The following is a 16,574-nucleotide window of genomic DNA, read 5'->3' as shown; positions in this document are numbered from 1 at the left end:
GGGAGTTCAGCGGCGGGCGGCGGCTCGGCGCGGGCGGGGGTGGATGCGGCCACGGCGCGCCGCCAGCCGCAGGAACAGGACCGTCGGGATCCCGCAGATCAGGATCGCCACGAGGCTTCCCTCGGGGCCGAAGCTCCCGCCGGTCAGTGCGGCCGATCCGGACAGTGTGCCCTTGAGCAGGCCCACCGTGCCGTGCGAGCCGGACACCGTGACCCCGAAGATGCCGCCCTCGGCGAAGTTCCAGCCCAGGTGCATCCCGATCGGCAGCCAGAGGGTACGGGTGGCGGCGTAGGTCGCGCCGAACATCAGCCCGGCCTCGATGGCGATCGCGATCGCGCCCCAGATCGTGGCGTGCGGGTTGACCAGGTGCAGCATGCCGAACGCCAGCGCGGAGACGACGAGCGCGCCCCGCGTGCCGGCCATCTCCTCGACGATGCGGAACAGCACGCCCCGGAACATCAGCTCCTCGGTGACCGCCACGGCGCACATCAGACCGAAGCCGGTGAGGGCGACCCAGAGGGAGCCCCAGCTCGCGCGGTACCCGCCGAACATCGCGATGATGCCGATGGCGGCCACGAACAGGCCGATCCCGATCAGCGTTCCGCGGCGCGTCTCCGCGACCGCGCCGTCGCGGGCCAGCTCGGCCACCTCGCGGCGCTCGACGAGGCGTACGACCTTGAGATAGGCGAGCAGGACGAGCACGGCCAGGGCGACTCCGACCGGCAGCCCCACCACGGGGACGTCGTCCAGCCCCTGGTCGATCCCGCCGACGACGGAGTCGATCAGCACCAACAGCACCAGCAGCAGGATCAGGCGGGCCCACGCCGGGCGCAGCCACCGCCGGGGTGCGCCGGCCATCGGCGGGGTCTCCCTGCCCTCCGCCAACGAGGCATCGAACGTCATCACGATCATCTCCCGGTTTCCTCGGCCCGGGGTGCCGGGCCGTCCGGGAAAACGGTAGGGACGGCGAGGCCGGGGGATCATCGCGCCGCGGAGTGCACCTCGCGTAGCTCGCCCGAGGGACGGACCCCGGTCAGTCCCCGGCGGTGACCAGGCCGATCCGGTGGGCGAAGACCACCGCCTGCACCCGGTCGCGCAGGTCGAGCTTTGTCAGGATGCGCGAGACGTGCGTCTTGACGGTCTCGTGGCTGACCACCAGGGCGGCGGCGATCTCCGCGTTCGAGAGCCCGCCGGCGACCAGCTTCAGCACCTCCCGCTCCCGGTCGGTCAGCGCGGCCAGGGGCCCGTCCGAGCTCGGCACCGCGCGCACCCGGTCGCCGAACCGGCCGATCAGCCGCCGGGTCACGGCCGGCGCCAGCAGCGCCTCGCCGGCGGCGACGGTGCGCACCCCCGCCACCAGCTCGGCCGGCCTGGCGTCCTTGAGCAGGAAGCCGCTGGCCCCGGCCCGCAGCGCCTCGTACACGTACTCGTCGAGGTTGAACGTCGTCACGACCAGCACCTTCACCGGGTCGGTGACGCCCGGGCCCGCCAGCAGCCGGGTCGCCGCGATACCGTCCAGCACCGGCATCCGCACGTCCATCACGACCACGTCCGGGCGCAGCCGGCGAGCCAGCTCCACCGCGCTCTGACCGTCCCCGGCCTCGCCGACCACCGTCAGGTCGGGCTGGGCCGTGAAGATGGTGACGTAGGCGGTCCGAAGCAGTTCCTGGTCGTCGCAGACGAGCACGTCGATCGGCCGCTCGGTCACCGCTCGCTCCCCACCGGAATGCGGGCGTGCACGGTGAAGCCGCCGTCCGGGCGACCGCCGGCCCGCAGCTCGCCGCCGACGACGCTGACCCGCTCGCGCAGCCCGGTCAGCCCGCGGCCGTCGCGGGACGCGGTGACGACCGGGCCGTCGGTGCTCACCTCGATGTCGACGTCGGCGCCGTAGCGAACCCGCACCACCGTGGGGTACCCGGCGGCGTGCTTGAGCGCGTTGGTCAGCGCCTCCTGTACCACCCGGTAGACGGCCAGCTCTGCGCCACTGGTCATCGGCTGCCTCTCGCCCTCCTCGGTCAGCTCGACCGGCTGCCCGGCCGAGCGCGTGCTCTCCACCAGGTCGCTCAGACGGGCCACCGACGGCGCCCGCTCCGCGTCGGGCACCGAGTCGAGCACCCCGAGGAAGTACCGCAGCTCCGCCAGCGTACGGCGGCCGGTGTCGCCGATCGTGGCCAGTCCGCTCGTCGCCCGGCCGGGCTCGTCGGCGATGACGAACTGGGCCGCGTCCGCCTGGGCGACCATGGTGGTCACGTGGTGGGTCACCACGTCGTGCAGCTCCCGCGCGATGCGCGCCCGCTCCGCCGCGATCGCCGAGTCGGCGGCCCGGCGGCGCCGTCCGGCCTCCTGCCGGGCGCGAGCCCGCATCCAGACGCCCACCGCGCAGCAGCCGGCGAGGAACAGATAGAACGTGAAGAACGCGACCGGCATCTCGGACGAGCCCTGCGCGCGCAGCGCGACCGCGAGGGCCGCGTACGCGATGGTCCCGGCGACGGCCAGCGTCCGGCGGGCCCGCTCCTGGTGGGCCCCGGCGCTGTACAGCGCGATGATGAGGCCCTCGCTGGCGAAGGTCGCCGGGTAGCCGAGCAACTCGTGCAGCCCGAACGCGACGAAGATGAGCGCGAGGCACCACGCGGGCCGGCGCCGGCGTGCGACCAGCGGCAGGCACTGGGCGAAGAGCAGCGCGAGGCCGAACGGGTCGAGCGCACGGTGATTGTTGTAAGCCAGGATCATGCCCTCGTGCGCGACGCCCGGTGCGAACGCGAGTAGGGCGAACACCGTCGCCAGCGCGCCATCGCGCACGGTCAGGCCGCGCCCGCGCCACCACGTCCCGATCGGCCGTAGCCGGTCGAGCGGCGCCACCTTCCCGGTCACGCGGTGAGGCTAATGGGAGCGAGCACCCAGATTCCAGACATTGCGGTACGTCGTCGTTTCCGGAAGAACCACCACCCCCGAGTACGAAGTGACGAATGGTCGGTGGCGTGCACGTTGATGGCGCCGTTGTCCACCCCTCTGTCCGGTTTAGGACGCCCGGTATGTCATTAACCGCACTGGGTTGACCGTCTCCTGGGTCGAGGTTCACGATGCCGTGGAATGACAACGTTGTCAGTTGTCAGTGATCTCCCGAGAGGAGAGACGATGAGGAGACCGGCGGCGCTCCTGGCGACTGCCGTGGCACTGGTCACGGCGGCCTCCATCGGCGGCGGCACCCCCGCCCTGGCGCAGGTCCCGCACCCTTCGCCCAGTCTTGGATCCCAGCTCGGCAACGCCCGTACGGCCACCTGCGTCAAGGGGCCCGGCGGACGTCTGACCAACTGTCCGAAACCCCTCGCAGCCAAGGCACTGCCGAAGGCCGCCCGGGACACCTCCACCCTCGCGTCCGTGAGTGCCCCCGCCTCACTCGTCGACACGCGTACGTGGACGACCGGCGGCGGCAACACCTTCCCCGGTGCCGACGTGCCGTACGGCATGGTCCAGTGGAGCCCCGACACGATGCCGCACCGGAACGCGGGCGGCGGCTACAACTACGGTGACGAGCAGCTCACCGGCTACAGCCTGACGCACGTCAGCGGCCCCGGCTGCGGCGCAGCGGGCGACATGCCGATCCTGCCGATCACCGGCGGCCTGCCCAGCGGCGACGTGAACGACGCCACGACGTCGTTCACCAACGCCGGCGAGGTCGCCCAGGCGGGCTACTACTCGGCGCAGAGCAACCTGCCCGACACCATCACCTCGCAGTTCACCGAGACCCCGCACAGCGCGATGGGTCGGTTCACCTTCCCCTCCACCGACCAGGCGGGCTTCCTCGTCAAGCTGAAGAACAGCCAGAACGGCGACTCCGCCTCCAGCGCCCAGATCGTCGGGAACAACGAGATCAAGGGCTCGGAGACGAGCGGTGGCTTCTGCGGCGACCGCGCGCAGTACACCCTCTACTACGACATCATCTTCGACCGGCCCTTCACCGCGTCCAAGGTCGTCACCGGGTCGGACTCGAACCCCGACGCCGTGTCGGTCACCTTCGACGCGACGAAGAACGCGACCGTACAGGCGAAGGTCGGCATCTCGTACGTGAGCGCCGACAACGCGAACCTGAACTGGCGCACCGAGAACCCCGGCTGGAACTTCGACCAGGTCAAGAAGGCCGCCCAGGCGTCGTGGAACAGCCTGCTCGGCCGGATCAACGTCTCCGGCGGTACGTACGCCACGACGCAGGAGTTCTACAGCCTGCTCTACAAGGACTTCATCCAGCCGAACATCACGAGCGACGTGAACGGCCAGTTCATGGGCTCGGACGTCAAGGTGCACTCGGTCACCGGCACGCAGAAACAGCAGTACGGCATGTTCTCCGGCTGGGACACGTATCACTCGCTCGCTCAGTTGCAGGCGATGCTGACACCAAAGGAGGCCAGCGACCAGGCACAGTCGCAGGTCAACTACTACGCCGAGAACGGCATCATCCAGCAGTGGGGCTACCTGCACCTGGACAACTGGGTGATGGCCGGCGACCCGGGCACCGCGATCATCGCCGACTACTACGCGTTCGGGGCCAAGGACTTCGACACGAAGACCGCGCTGGCCTCGATGCTGAAACAGGCGACGACGGTCAACGACGTACGCCCGGGTACGGCGCTGGAGGAGAAGTACGGCTACCTGCCCGAGGACGGCAAGTACGGCTGCTGCAACCCGCACAGCCAGGTCTCCTCGCTGCTGGAGTACGACAACGCCGACTTCGCGCTGTCGCGCTTCGCCGGAGCCCTCGGTGACTCGGCGAACGCCAAGATGCTGGAGAACCGGGCGAACAACTGGGTGAACGTCTTCAACACCTCCACCGGACTCCTGACGCCTCGTCTGCAGAGCGGCGCGTTCCTCCCCGGCATCGCGCCGGCGACGGGCAGCCACTACATCGAGGGCACCGCCGCGGAGTACCTGTGGGACGTCCCGAACAACTACGCGGGCCTGTTCTCGCTGCTCGGCGGCGACGCCAAGGTGAAGCCGGCGCTGCGGAAGTTCCTGTCCCGCCCGGACGGCTATGGCGAGTACGCCCAGCTGTCCAATGAGTTCGGCGAGGGCGAGGAGTACGCGCCGGACTACGCCGGCGACCCGGCCGGTGCCCAGCAGGCCGTCAACACCCTGCGGTACGGGCTCTACCTGCCCGGCCCGTCGGGCCTGTCCGACAACGACGACCTCGGGGCCAACAGCTCCTCGTTCGTCTGGGCGATGCTTGGGATGTTCCCGGAGAACCCGGGCAGCGACACGCTCGTCTTCGGCAGCCCCGGCTTCCCGCACGTGACGATCACGCTGCCGAGCGGCAAGACCATCAAGATCAACGCTCCGGGCGTCTCGGCGTCCACGTACTACGTGAAGTCCCAGAAGATCAACGGCCGGCCCAACAGCAAGCTGTCCGTGCCGTTCTCGACCCTCGCCAAGGGCTCGACGGTGGACTGGACGATGAGCTCCTCGGAGACCTCGTGGGGCACGGGCGCGGAGAACGCGCCGCCGTCGTACGGCCCGACGTTCCCCGCCACCGGCGCGGCGAGCCCGTCGTCGCTGATCATGCAGCCGGGCGAGTCCGGGAAGACCACGCTGACGGTGCGGTCCTCGGGCTCGTCGGACCAGGCGGTGGCGTGGCAGGCCACGGCCCCGTCGGGGATCACGGTCACCCCGTCCTCGGGAACCTTGAACGTCCCGGCGGGCGGCAGCGCCTCGGTGGACATCACGGTCAAGGCGGGTGACACGGACGGGAACTACCCGGTGCAGTTCTCCTTGACCAGTCCGCAGGGCCGCATCCTGCCGGCGGCGCTGTCGGTGATCGTCGCCAAGCCGGGCGATCTGGCGCCGTTCTCCGACAACACGGGCATCAGCGACGACAGTGCCCCGTCTTCGGCGAACTACGACGGAGGCGGCTGGAGCTACTCGGAGCAGGCGCTGACGGCGGCGAGCCTGGCGCCGGGCGCGTCGGTGTCGTCGGGCGGGATCACCTACACCTGGCCCAACGTCCCGGCCGGACAGCCGGACAACGTCACGGTCGGGGGCCAGACCATCCCGATCGCGGCGCCGGCGGGTGCCACGAAACTGGGCTTCCTGGGCAGCGCGTACAACGCGGGCGAGGAAGGCTCGTCGGGCACGGCCACGATCACGTACACGGACGGGTCGACGTCGACGGGCTCACTCGGGTTCAGCGACTGGACCCTGGCCGGTGGCAGCGGCACACCGCAGTTCGGCAACGTGACGGTGGCCACCACTCCGTACCGCAACCACACGAGTGGACAGGACAACGTGAAGACGTTCGTCTTCGCCCAGACCCTGCCCATCTCCAGCGGCAAGACGGTTCAGAGCGTGACCTTGCCGTCGTCGCTCAGCCGGGGTGCGATCGGCATCTTCGCCATCGCGGCCGGCTGACAGAGTGATCGCGGAGGCCGGGGCCGTCACGGCCCCGGCCTCTCGCCGTCAACGGCAAAGGGTTCTCACAACCCATCCGTATCGGCTGACCGACTCGCCGCGGCTATCCGTTCAGCACCGCTGTCGGCGAGGTTCTGGCCGCCCGGATGGCCGGGTAGAGGCCGGCGACCGCTCCGATCAGAAGCGTCGCGCCGATCCCGGCGGCGAACACGGCGGGCGGCACGGCGATGGGCCAGCCGTTGATCCTGGCGAACACCGCGACGGCTCCGAACCCGGCGGCCGCCCCGGCCACGCCGCCGAGCGCGGACAGCAGCAGCGCCTCGGCGAGGAACTGGATCCGGATGTGTCCCCGCGTGGCGCCGAGGGAGCGCCGTAGCCCGATCTCGTGGCGGCGTTCGAGTACGGAGATGACCATCGTGTTGGCGACGCCGATGCCTCCGACGAGCAGCGCGACGGAGCCCAGTCCGACGAGCAGGCCGGTGAACGTGAGGTCCGCGGCGTTCTTGGCCGCCAGGGCGTCGGAGGGCCGCGAGACGTCCACGTTCTCGGGGTGCTCCGGGTTCACGGTACGGGGCAGGAGGTCGCGTACCGCCCCGACGTCCGCGTCGGCCGAGCGTTCGTAGATGGTGGTCGGCCTGCCGTCCCAGTGGAACCGCGCCGTGGCGTACGCCTCGCCGATGAGCGCGGAGCTGTCCAGGTCCGGCGCGAGGGGAAGGGCGTCGAGGATGCCGACTACCGTGAACTGGGTGTCGCCGAGCCAGATCTGGCTCCCCGGGCTCACGATGCCGAGCCGGTCGGCGGCGATGCCGCCGAGTACGACGGTGGGGTAGTTCGCGGTCGCCTTGGTGAGCCAGGTTCCCTCCCGTAGCCGGCCGCCCAGGAGGCCGAGAAGGCCGAGGTCGGTGGATCGCACGTCGATGCCGCTGGTGTTGTTCGGGTCGATGAGCCGGCTCCGGTACACGTCCACGCCCGGCAGAGCGGCGACCGCCCCGACCGTCGTGACCTGGTCGATCAGCCCGACCTTCCCCGGAGAGTCGGCCGGCAGGGTGGTGTCCTGGCCGTCGACGGACGTACCCGGCTTGACGGTCAGCAGGTTCGTGCCGAGCGCGGCCAACTGGTCGCTCAGCCTGGCTCGGCTCGAGGTGGAGATGCCCACGACGGCGATCATCGCCGCGATTCCGATCGCGATGCCGAGTGCGGACAGGATGACCCGGGTCGGACGTGCTCTCAGCCCCGCCGCGCCCACCCGGTACACGTCGAGGTAGAGCAGACGCGACCGGTGCGGGTGGACCCGCCGGCCGTGGCTCATACCGTCACTTCGCGGTCGTCGGCGACGACCCGGCCGTCGCGCATGCTGATCCGCCTCGGTATCCGTTCGGCGAGCCGTACGTCATGCGTGATCATGATGACGGTGGTGCCCATCTCGTTGAGCTCCTGCAGCAGGTCCAGCACGCCCGCACCGGAGCGCTGGTCGAGGTTGCCGGTGGGCTCGTCCGCCAGCAGCAGAGCCGGGTCGGACGCGATCGCCCGGGCGATGGCGACGCGCTGGCGTTCACCGCCGGACAACTGGTTGGGCTTGTGGTGGAGGCGGCCCGCCAGGCCGACGCGGGTCAGACTCGCCACGGCGCGGCGCCGTCGTTCGGCGCGGGGGGTTCCGGTGTAGAGGAGCCCGTCCGCGACGTTGTCGACCGCGCTGACCCCGGGCGCGAGGTGGAACTGCTGGAAGACGAACCCGATGCGGTACGCGCGCAGCGCCGACAGTGCCGCATCGCTCATCGCGCCGACGTCGAGGCCGTCGACGAACACGCGTCCGCTCGTCGGGCGGTCCAGCGTGCCGATGATGTTGAGCAGGCTCGACTTGCCCGAGCCGCTGGGGCCGACGATGGCGGCGAACTCACCGGACGCGACCGACAACGAGACGTGGTCGACGGCTCGAACCGGTGGGTCGCCGTGGTCGCGGACCACGCGGTCGAGTTCGATGACGGAATCGGTCACAGTGCCGGCACCACGACTCTCTGGCCCGCGGCGAGTCGGTCGCCGGTCACTTCCACGAAGCCGCCGGCGAACAGCCCGGGCTGGGCCTGGATCGTCTCGGTGGTGGCCGCGTCCCGGACCACCTCCACGCCGTACCCGCCGTCCGGCAGGGCGATGAGAGCCGAGACCGGCACCGTCAGGACGTTCTTGCGACTGGCGGTGGGGAAGTCGACCAGCACCGAGGCCTGCTGGAGGGATCCGGCGTCCGACGGGTGGTCGAGGGTGATCGTCACCGGAACGACGACGGTCTTCGTGCCGTTCTGGTCGACCTGCTCGGGCGCGCCGACTCCGGAGACGGTGCCGGTCGTCGTCTTCCCGGAGGGCAGATCGACGGTCACGTCGCCGCCCACCTTGGCCACGGCCTGGTTCGCGCTCTTGAGCTGTGCGGACACGACCTTGCGGAGACTCGACAGTTTCAGCACGGCGGTACCGGCCGCGACCCGGTCGCCGAGGTGCGCCACGGTCTGCGCGACGCGCACGTCGCCGGTGGCGAAGGCGACCTGCCCGAACCGGATCGTCCCGGTCTCCTTCACCTCGCAGGCGTCCTGCCATCGCCGGATCGCGGCCTTCGTCATTGCGTCGAAGTGAGCATCGGGCGCACCGCTGAAGTAACCGAGCGCGGCGAGGCTCTGCTCCAGTTGCCGTACGTCCGGCCCGTCGGACATGCCGCTCGCCAGCGTCCGCCACATCGGGGTGTGCCCGCGCAACAGCCGTACGGGCCGGTCGTCGATGGAGTAGAGGGCGCCGCCGAGCTTCACCCGGCTGCCCGCGCGCGGGAGACGGGTGATGATGCCGGCGTGGCCGGCACTGAGCCCCTCGGCCCCGCTGTAGCCCAGCGACCCGGGCGCGGTGACGGTCTCCCGGAGCGTCCTGCGTTCCACGAGAGCGGTGCCCGGCACACGCTTGTGCCCGGGCTTCTGAGCGGCACCGCCACCGGACCGTACGGCGACGACCGCTGCGGCGGCGACGACGGCGGCCACCGCGATCGACCAGACCCAGGCCCGGCGGCGCCGTCGATTCCGTGCGGGAAGCGTCATGCCTTCATGCACGCGTCGAGGTCCCGCTGCTTGACGTTCACGCCCGCCGGTATGACCAGGGCCTCTCCCGGCTTGGGATCTTTGACGTCGTATCCGCGGTCGCGGAGGCACTTGGCCTTCCGGAGGTATCCCTCCTGCAGCTGCTTGGGGGACATGGTCTGCTTGTCACGGGCCGTCGGCGGCTGGCCGATCTTCTTGAGACAGGCCGCCTCCGCGACCTTGTACGCATCCTGCCGGTCACCGAAGTCGATCTTCCCGGGGTCCTTCGGAAGCTCGAAGCCCTTGTCGCTCAGGCACGACCGGAACTTGGCCTCCCAGGCGCTGTACTGCTGGTCCTGCGTACCGACGGAACCGGAATCCGACGCGGGAGCCGCCGAACCGCCCGCCGTGGCACGTGAATGGCCCCCTTCTCCGCAACCGGCCAGCAGGCTCGCGAGGCAGGCGACGGCCGCGAGTGCGACACGAGTACGAGGGCGGTGAAGCGTACCGGGCATGATGTTCCCCTTCGGCTGCCGTGACGTGCGATGGTGCACGTCGGCCACCATGCCGGGCGCGGTTGTCCACGCCGTCGCGGTCGCGTATCCGCCGCCGCTCGGGCGTGTATCAGGCCTGTATCAACCGACGGATCAGACGACGTTCCGGCCCCCGTCGGCCGGTAGGTGAAGCGTGGCGATCGCGCCGCCGTCCGGTGCGTTGCCGAACGTCAGGCGGCCGCCGATCACTCCCGCCTGCCCCGTGGCGATGGTCAGGCCGAGGCCGTGCCCCCGGCCGCGTTCGGCCGCTCCGGTGCGGAACCGCGCCGGTCCGTCCACCAGCAGCGCCTCAGGGAACCCGGGGCCGTGGTCGCGTACGACGATCGTCGTGCCGCTCACGGTGACCTCGATCGGAGGGCGCCCGTGGCGGTGCGCGTTGATGACCAGGTTGGCGATGATCCGGTCGAGCCGGCGCGGATCGGTGTACGCGACCGGGGTACCGGTCACCGTCAGCCGGGCATCCACTCCCGTCCGGTGCACGGACTCCTCGACGACCTGGTCCAGCGGCACCGAGGCGAGGTCGGCCTGCTCCACGCCCGCGTCGATCCGGGTGATCTCCAGCAGGTCTTCGACCAGCGACCGCAGGGCTCGCACCCGGTCGCGTACGAGGTCGGTGACCTCGCCGGCGGGAAGCAGCTCGGTGGAGGTGACCAGGCCCATCAGCGGAGTGCGCAGCTCATGGGCCACGTCGGCGGTGAACCGCTGCTCGCTGAGCAGCCGTTCCTGAAGCGCGCCCGCCATCGCGTCGACGGCCACCGAGATCTTGGTGATCTCGTCGCCGCCACGGCGACCCGTCGTCGCCCGGGCGTCCAGCTCGCCGTCCGCGATGCGTCGTGCGGTCCGTGCGACCCGCCTCAGTCGCCGGTTGGGCAACTCGGCGGCCAGCGCCGCCAGGGGCACGACGATCGCCAGTACGGCCAGCGAGGCCTCCACGACATGCCGGTCGAGGGCCCGCAGACTGAGCCTCTCGCTGGTCATGTCCATCTGCACGGCCAGTACCTGGCCGTCGACCCGCTGCGCCGCCCACATCCACGGGACGTCCGGCCGCCGGTCGTCGTACCAGGTGGCGTACTGCCCCGATCTGTTCACCCGCTCGATCAGGGCGGGCGGGATCGATCGCGGCTCGCCCTCGTCCGAAGGCGCGGTGCCCGTACGCCGGTAGGTGGCCACGTCCTCCTGCAGCGCGACGTAGGCGCGTGACCTGGCCTGGTGCGTCAGCCATCCGGCGGTGGTCCGGTGGACCAGGAGCCCGACGGCCAGCGCGACCGCGCAGCACGCCACGGCCGCCAGCACGGCGATCTTCCAACGGAGGGATCGCCAGTTCAGCAGGCCGCGTGTCCATCGGAGGATGGCGTATCCCACGTCAGCGCCGCAGCTTGTAGCCGAAGCCGCGAACCGTCTCGATCCGCTCGGCGCCGATCTTCTTGCGCAGCCGCTGTACGCACAGGTCGACGACGCGGCTGTCGCCGTCCCACCCGTAGTCCCAGACGTCGCGCAGCAGCGTTCGCCGGTCCAGCACGATCCCCGGGTTCGCCGCGAACGCCAGGAGCAGGCGCAACTCGGTGGGCGCCAGCGCCACCGGCTCGCCGGCCCGGCGCACCTCCAGACCTCCCGGATCGATGGCCAGGTCCCCGAAGACGAGGTCGGAGGACACATCGGGAGCGGGCTCCGGGGGATTCCCGGAAGCCGGCCGGAACGCGGCCCGGCGCAACAGGGAGCGGATCCTGGCCACCAGCACGGAGGTGTCCACGGGCTTGACGACGTAGTCGTCGGCTCCCGCCTCCAACCCCGCCACGACGTCGAGCCCGTCACCTCGCGCGGACATCATCAGGATCGGGACCTGGCTCCACTCCCTGATCTTTCGGCACAGCCCGATGCCGTCCAGCGCCGGCAGCATCACATCCAGCAGAAGGAGATCGTGCCGCTGCTCCCGGTACGCCTCCAGGCCCGTGAGGCCGTCGCCCGCCACGCTCAGCCGATAGCCGTAGCGCTCCAATGCCATCGCGACGGTCTTCCTGATCACCTCGTCGTCCTCGACGAGCAGCACCGTGACCGGAGTCGACGAACCGCCACCAACGTCCGAAACCGACATCGCCCCCCAAACATGACGCATCGTTGACGGAGACGACACAGAATCGCCGCAACGGCGTGGTCGCGTCGTTCGCGCCGAAGCTATCTGGAAACCGCGGAGTTCACCTACTTCACCGCGTTGGTCGGGCATACGCGGTGTGAAGGGAGTTCCGCCGAATTACGCGAGCGCGGCGGCGACCTCGTCGAGGCGCGCCCCGCGGGAGGCCTTGACGAGCACCACGTCGCCGGCGGCGAGGTGGCCGCGCAGCCAGTCGACGGCCGCGTCGTTGTCGGCCAGCGCCACCGCACGCTCTCCCGCGCCGGCGGCGAGCGGCCGGGCGGCCTCGCCGACCGTGACCACCACGTCGGCCCGGGAGGCGGCGTACTCCCCGATGGCACGGTGCTCGGCCTCACTGCCGTCGCCGAGCTCGAGCATCTCGCCGAGGACCGCGATGCGGCGGCCGCCCTCGATCGCCGCCAGCGCGTCCAGGCCGGCTCGCGTCGAGTCGGGGTTGGCGTTGTAGGAGTCGTTGAGCAGCGTTGCGCCGCCGGCGAGGTCGCGCAGCTCCATGCGCCACTTCGACAGCGAGGCGGTGGCCAGCGCCGCCGCGGCCACATCGAGGGGCACGCCGGCCGCCAACCCCGCCGCCGCGGCAGCCGACGCGTTGAGCGCCTGGTGGGCGCCCACGAGCGGCAGCGTGAGGGGAGCCGAGGCGTCGGCGGTCCGCAGCGTGAAGGACGGCCGGCCGAGCCGGTCCAGCGTCAGGTCGAGCACCCGCACGTCGGCGTGCTCGGCCCGGCCGAAGGTCAGCACCGGGCCGTCGGTGAGCGAGCGCATCGCGACCACGCGGGGGTCGTCGGCGTTGAGGACGGCGGTGCCGGCGGGCGCCAGCCCCTGCACCAGCTCGCCCTTGCCCTTGGCGATGGCCCCACGGGACCCGAACTCGCCGATGTGGGCCTGGCCGACGTTGAGGACGACGGCGATGTCGGGCGCGACCAGGTCGGTGAGCTCGGCGATGTCGCCGATGCGGCGGGCTCCCATCTCGAGGACGAGGAATCGGGTGGCCGCGTCGGAGCGCAGCATCGTGAGCGGCACGCCGAGCTCGTTGTTGAGCGAGCCGATCGTGGCGACGGTCGGCGCGGTGCTCGAAAGCACGGCCGCCAGCAGGTCCTTGGTGCCGGTCTTGCCCTGGGAGCCGGTCAGCCCGGCGACGGTCAGCCCGTCCCGCATCCGGGCCACGACGTGGGCGGCGAGCGCCTGCAGTGCGGCCTGGGCGTTCTTGACGACGACGGTGGGCAGCGGCGTGGGCCGGGAGCCGAGAACGGCCACCGCGCCGGCCCGGCCGGCCTGGTCGACGTAGTCGTGGCCGTCGACGTGGTCGCCGGCGAAGGCGACGAAGAGGCCGCCCGGCTCGGCCTGCCGGCCGTCGAGCACGGCCGGCGCGGTCACCGTCACGGCGCCGTCGCCCTCGACCGTGCCGCCGACGACCGCGGCGATCTCGCCGAGGCTGAGCGGGATCATGCCCGGGCCGCCTGGGGTCCGGCGATGCGCAGCGACCGCCGGCCGATCGAGATCACGGCGAGCGGGAGCAGGCTGACGAGGTAGAGGCTGATGGAGGCTGGATCGCGGTAGATCATGCCTCTAGTCAACCGAATGTGGTGTTGCCAGAACATATGCGGTTTTCGATATGATCACGATAGGCTACCGGTCGGTAACATATCGTTGGCATATCGAAAACCGCATACGTTCTGGCAACGCCATGCTCCCTTGACTGAGGGGCATGGCCTACAGCGAACCAGCACGAACAGCGGCCCGCCGCACCCGAGCGCTGGCGTCCGCGTCCTCCCCGGCCCTCCCGGCAATGGGAATCACGATTTATGGATGCGGGCAGGACGAGGCCGTCCTGTTCGAAGAGATGGCGCCTCGCTTTGGCGTAATGCCGACCATCACAGAGGCAGCGGTATCTGAAGCCAATATTGAACTGGCCTTCGGAAACCGATGCATCAGCGTCGGCCACAAGGCCCAGGTCACGAATCCCACTCTTCTCGAACTCGGCCGAGCCGGCGTGGAGTACATCTCCACAAGAAGCATTGGCTATAACCATATCAATGTGAAATACGCGGAGAGTGTCGGCGTCACCGTTGGAAATGTCGTCTATTCGCCCGACAGTGTGGCCGACTACACGCTGATGCTCATGCTGATGGCCGTGCGCAATGCGAAATCCATCATCCGCCGTGCGGATACTCATGACTACCGGCTGAGTGATGTACGTGGGAAGGAACTACGCGATCTGACCATCGGAGTGGTTGGAGCCGGGCGCATTGGCGCCGCGGTCATGGACAGGCTGCGAGGCTTCGGCTGCCGAATACTGGCCTATGACAATCGCCCTAAGGCCGCCGCTGCCGATTACGTTCCTCTCGATGAGCTGCTACGGCTGAGCGACATCGTCACGCTCCATACCCCACTCACCGCGAACACCCGCCATCTCCTGAATCGCCAACGCATCGCGCAGCTGAAAGACGGCGCGTTCATCATCAATACCGGGCGCGGTTCACTCCTCGACACCGAAGCCCTTATCCCAGCGCTGGAGAGCGGCAGATTGGGCGGCGCGGCGCTGGACGTCCTCGAAGGCGAGGAAGGAATATTCTACGCCGACCTCAGAAACAAGCCCATCGAGAACGAGTCGTTGCTGCGGCTGCAGCAACTGCCGAACGTGCTCATCAGCCCGCACATCGCCTATTACACAGACCACGCTCTGAGTGACACGATCGAAAACAGTCTCATCAATTGCCTGAACTTCGAAAGCGGGAAGCAGCATGGGTAAGTTGAAGGTCGGAATCATATTCGGGGGCGCCTCCGAAGAACACCCCGTCTCCGTCAAATCCGCCCAAGAGGTCGCCAACAGCCTCGATTCCGAAAAGTATGAACCGTTCTGGATCGGAATCACGAAGAGCGGAGCTTGGAAGCTCTGTGACGGCCCCGACGCAGATTGGGAAAACGGCGATTGCCGTCCGGTCGTGCTGTCACCGGACCGAAGCGTCCACGGACTGCTCGTCCTGGAAAAGGGGCAATACGAAGCGATCAGCCTGGACCTCGTGCTGCCCGTCCTGCACGGCAAACTCGGCGAGGACGGCGCGATACAGGGTTTGCTGGAACTCTCCGGCATCCCCTACGTCGGCTGCGATATCCAAAGCTCCGCCCTGTGCATGGACAAGTCCCTCGCCTACATCGTCGCCAGAAGCGCGGGAATCGCAACGCCGAACTTCTGGACCGTCACGGCGAACGAGAACCCTGACCCCGACCAGCTCACCTACCCCGTCTTCGTCAAACCCGCCCGTTCGGGCTCATCCTTCGGCGTCAGCAAGGTAACTCGCGAAGAAGAACTGCTGAGCGCGGTAGAGACCGCACGACAGTACGACTCGAAGGTGCTGATCGAAGAAGCCGTCATCGGCAGCGAGATCGGATGCGCCATCTTGGGCAACGACCTCGACCTGGTCGCCGGCGAGGTCGACCGAATCGCCCTATCCCACGGCTTCTTCAGAATCCACCAGGAGAGCGCGCCGGAAAGCGGCTCCGAAAACTCAACACCAATCGTGCCCGCCGACATCTCGGCAGAGTCGCGCTCGCTCGTCCAAGAGACGGCGAAGGCCATATACCGCGCCCTGGGATGCAGGGGACTATCGCGAGTCGACATGTTCCTGAAGGAAGACGGAACAGTGGTCCTCAACGAGGTCAACACCTTGCCCGGCCTGACCTCGTACAGCCGCTACCCGCGAATGATGGCAGCAGCAGGGCTGTCGCTCACCGACGTGATCGACCAGATCGTGTCGCTGGCACTGACGGGGAAAGTCCGATGAAAGACGACTTCGTCTTCGTAGACGAGGCTGTACCCGGAATACGGTGGGACGCCAAGTACGCCACCTGGGACAACTTCACCGGCAAACCCGTCGACGGATACGCGGTAAACCGAATTGTCGGCACGAGAGCGCTGTGCGCGGCCCTGGAGAGAGCGCAAGAAAAAGCCGCATCCCTTGGCTTCGGCCTGCTTCTCTGGGACGGATACCGCCCTCAACGCGCCGTAGACTGCTTCCTGCGCTGGTCGGAACAGCCGGAGGACGGCCGGACGAAGCTGCGACACTACCCGAACATCGACAGACCCGAGATGTTCGAACAGGGATACGTGGCCGCCAAGTCCGGCCACAGCCGGGGCAGCACCGTCGACCTGACGCTCTATCACCTGGCTACCGGCGAACTCGCCCCCATGGGCGGCGACCATGACCTGATGGACCCGATCTCGCACCATGGCGCAAAAGGAATCACACCGGCCGAAACACGAAACCGCCAACACCTCTGCTCCATCATGGAAGCCTGCGGTTTTAATCGGTACGACTGCGAGTGGTGGCACTACACCCTGAATAACGAACCCTACCCAGACACCTATTTTAACTTCCCCATCGCATAGTTGGGGCGACGAAGACGGGTAGCGCAACGGAAATCGACTCA

At 69.2% G+C, this 16,574-nt stretch carries 13 protein-coding genes and 1 pseudogene; 4 read left to right on the top strand and 10 right to left on the bottom strand.

All coding sequences use genetic code 11. The features are described 5' to 3' along the window. Window positions 1-6 precede the first annotated feature (6 nt). The 3 genes from ACQP2O_RS51675 to ACQP2O_RS51665 form a co-directional block, all read right to left on the bottom strand. On the bottom strand, window positions 7-903 hold the full coding sequence (locus ACQP2O_RS51675; RefSeq protein WP_433191476.1) for a lysostaphin resistance A-like protein: 897 nt from the start codon (window positions 901-903) through the stop codon (window positions 7-9). Window positions 904-1,033: 130 nt separating this feature from the next. Continuing rightward, window positions 1,034-1,708, bottom strand: a complete 675-nt coding sequence (locus tag ACQP2O_RS51670) for a response regulator (RefSeq protein WP_433177544.1) — start codon at window positions 1,706-1,708, stop codon at window positions 1,034-1,036. Then, window positions 1,705-2,871, bottom strand: a complete 1,167-nt coding sequence (locus tag ACQP2O_RS51665; RefSeq protein WP_433177542.1) for a histidine kinase — start codon at window positions 2,869-2,871, stop codon at window positions 1,705-1,707. Before ACQP2O_RS51665 ends, ACQP2O_RS51670 begins: the two co-directional genes overlap by 4 nt. Before the next feature lie 264 nt (window positions 2,872-3,135). On the opposite strand from ACQP2O_RS51665, the gene ACQP2O_RS51660 reads away from it, so the two are divergent. Next, window positions 3,136-6,396 carry a GH92 family glycosyl hydrolase gene (locus ACQP2O_RS51660; RefSeq protein WP_433177540.1) on the top strand — a complete coding sequence of 1,087 codons (3,261 nt, stop codon included), beginning with the start codon at window positions 3,136-3,138 and terminating at the stop codon, window positions 6,394-6,396. Between the two features lie 103 nt (window positions 6,397-6,499). Here the strand turns inward: ACQP2O_RS51660 and ACQP2O_RS51655 are convergent, their stop codons facing one another. The 7 genes and pseudogenes from ACQP2O_RS51655 to ACQP2O_RS51625 all read right to left on the bottom strand — a co-directional run bounded on the left by ACQP2O_RS51655 (window position 6,500) and on the right by ACQP2O_RS51625 (window position 13,592). Next, window positions 6,500-7,705: an ABC transporter permease gene (locus ACQP2O_RS51655; RefSeq protein WP_433177538.1), complete on the bottom strand. Its 1,206-nt coding sequence runs from the start codon at window positions 7,703-7,705 to the stop codon at window positions 6,500-6,502. A gap of 161 nt (window positions 7,706-7,866) precedes the next feature. Continuing rightward, window positions 7,867-8,361 (bottom strand): annotated as a pseudogene (locus ACQP2O_RS51650) (ABC transporter ATP-binding protein); the annotation flags it as partial. A gap of 26 nt (window positions 8,362-8,387) precedes the next feature. Further along, window positions 8,388-9,467 (bottom strand): peptidoglycan-binding protein, encoded by a 1,080-nt coding sequence (locus tag ACQP2O_RS51645; RefSeq protein ID WP_433177536.1) that lies wholly within the window; start codon window positions 9,465-9,467, stop codon window positions 8,388-8,390. Further along, window positions 9,464-9,961, bottom strand: a complete 498-nt coding sequence (locus ACQP2O_RS51640) for a hypothetical protein (protein ID WP_433177534.1) — start codon at window positions 9,959-9,961, stop codon at window positions 9,464-9,466. Before ACQP2O_RS51640 ends, ACQP2O_RS51645 begins: the two co-directional genes overlap by 4 nt. Before the next feature lie 132 nt (window positions 9,962-10,093). Then, on the bottom strand, window positions 10,094-11,362 hold the full coding sequence (locus ACQP2O_RS51635; RefSeq protein ID WP_433177532.1) for an ATP-binding protein: 1,269 nt from the start codon (window positions 11,360-11,362) through the stop codon (window positions 10,094-10,096). Window position 11,363: 1 nt separating this feature from the next. Next, the gene (cseB, locus tag ACQP2O_RS51630) at window positions 11,364-12,092 is read right to left on the bottom strand and encodes a two-component system response regulator CseB (RefSeq protein WP_433177530.1); all 729 of its coding nucleotides are present in this window, start codon (window positions 12,090-12,092) and stop codon (window positions 11,364-11,366) included. A 156-nt stretch (window positions 12,093-12,248) separates the two neighbouring features. After that, the gene (locus ACQP2O_RS51625; RefSeq protein ID WP_433177528.1) at window positions 12,249-13,592 is read right to left on the bottom strand and encodes a UDP-N-acetylmuramoyl-tripeptide--D-alanyl-D-alanine ligase; all 1,344 of its coding nucleotides are present in this window, start codon (window positions 13,590-13,592) and stop codon (window positions 12,249-12,251) included. Between the two features lie 340 nt (window positions 13,593-13,932). Here ACQP2O_RS51625 and vanH point away from each other — a divergent pair, with 340 nt between their 5' ends. Genes vanH through vanX form a run of 3 tightly spaced genes read left to right on the top strand, consistent with a single transcriptional unit; the run spans window position 13,933 to window position 16,533 of the window. Continuing rightward, window positions 13,933-14,895, top strand: coding sequence for a D-lactate dehydrogenase VanH (gene vanH / locus ACQP2O_RS51620; RefSeq protein ID WP_433191474.1), 963 nt, complete (start codon window positions 13,933-13,935; stop codon window positions 14,893-14,895). Continuing rightward, window positions 14,888-15,928, top strand: a complete 1,041-nt coding sequence (vanA-Sc, locus tag ACQP2O_RS51615) for a D-alanine--(R)-lactate ligase VanA-Sc (protein ID WP_433177526.1) — start codon at window positions 14,888-14,890, stop codon at window positions 15,926-15,928. Before vanH ends, vanA-Sc begins: the two co-directional genes overlap by 8 nt. Further along, window positions 15,925-16,533 carry a D-Ala-D-Ala dipeptidase VanX gene (gene vanX / locus ACQP2O_RS51610; protein ID WP_433177524.1) on the top strand — a complete coding sequence of 203 codons (609 nt, stop codon included), beginning with the start codon at window positions 15,925-15,927 and terminating at the stop codon, window positions 16,531-16,533. Before vanA-Sc ends, vanX begins: the two co-directional genes overlap by 4 nt. The last annotated feature ends 41 nt before the right edge of the window (window positions 16,534-16,574 follow it).

The sequence above is a fragment of the Actinoallomurus sp. CA-150999 genome (assembly GCF_050942425.1).
Lineage (GTDB): Bacteria > Actinomycetota > Actinomycetes > Streptosporangiales > Streptosporangiaceae > Actinoallomurus.
This window is presented reverse-complemented; position numbering and strand designations above follow the sequence as displayed.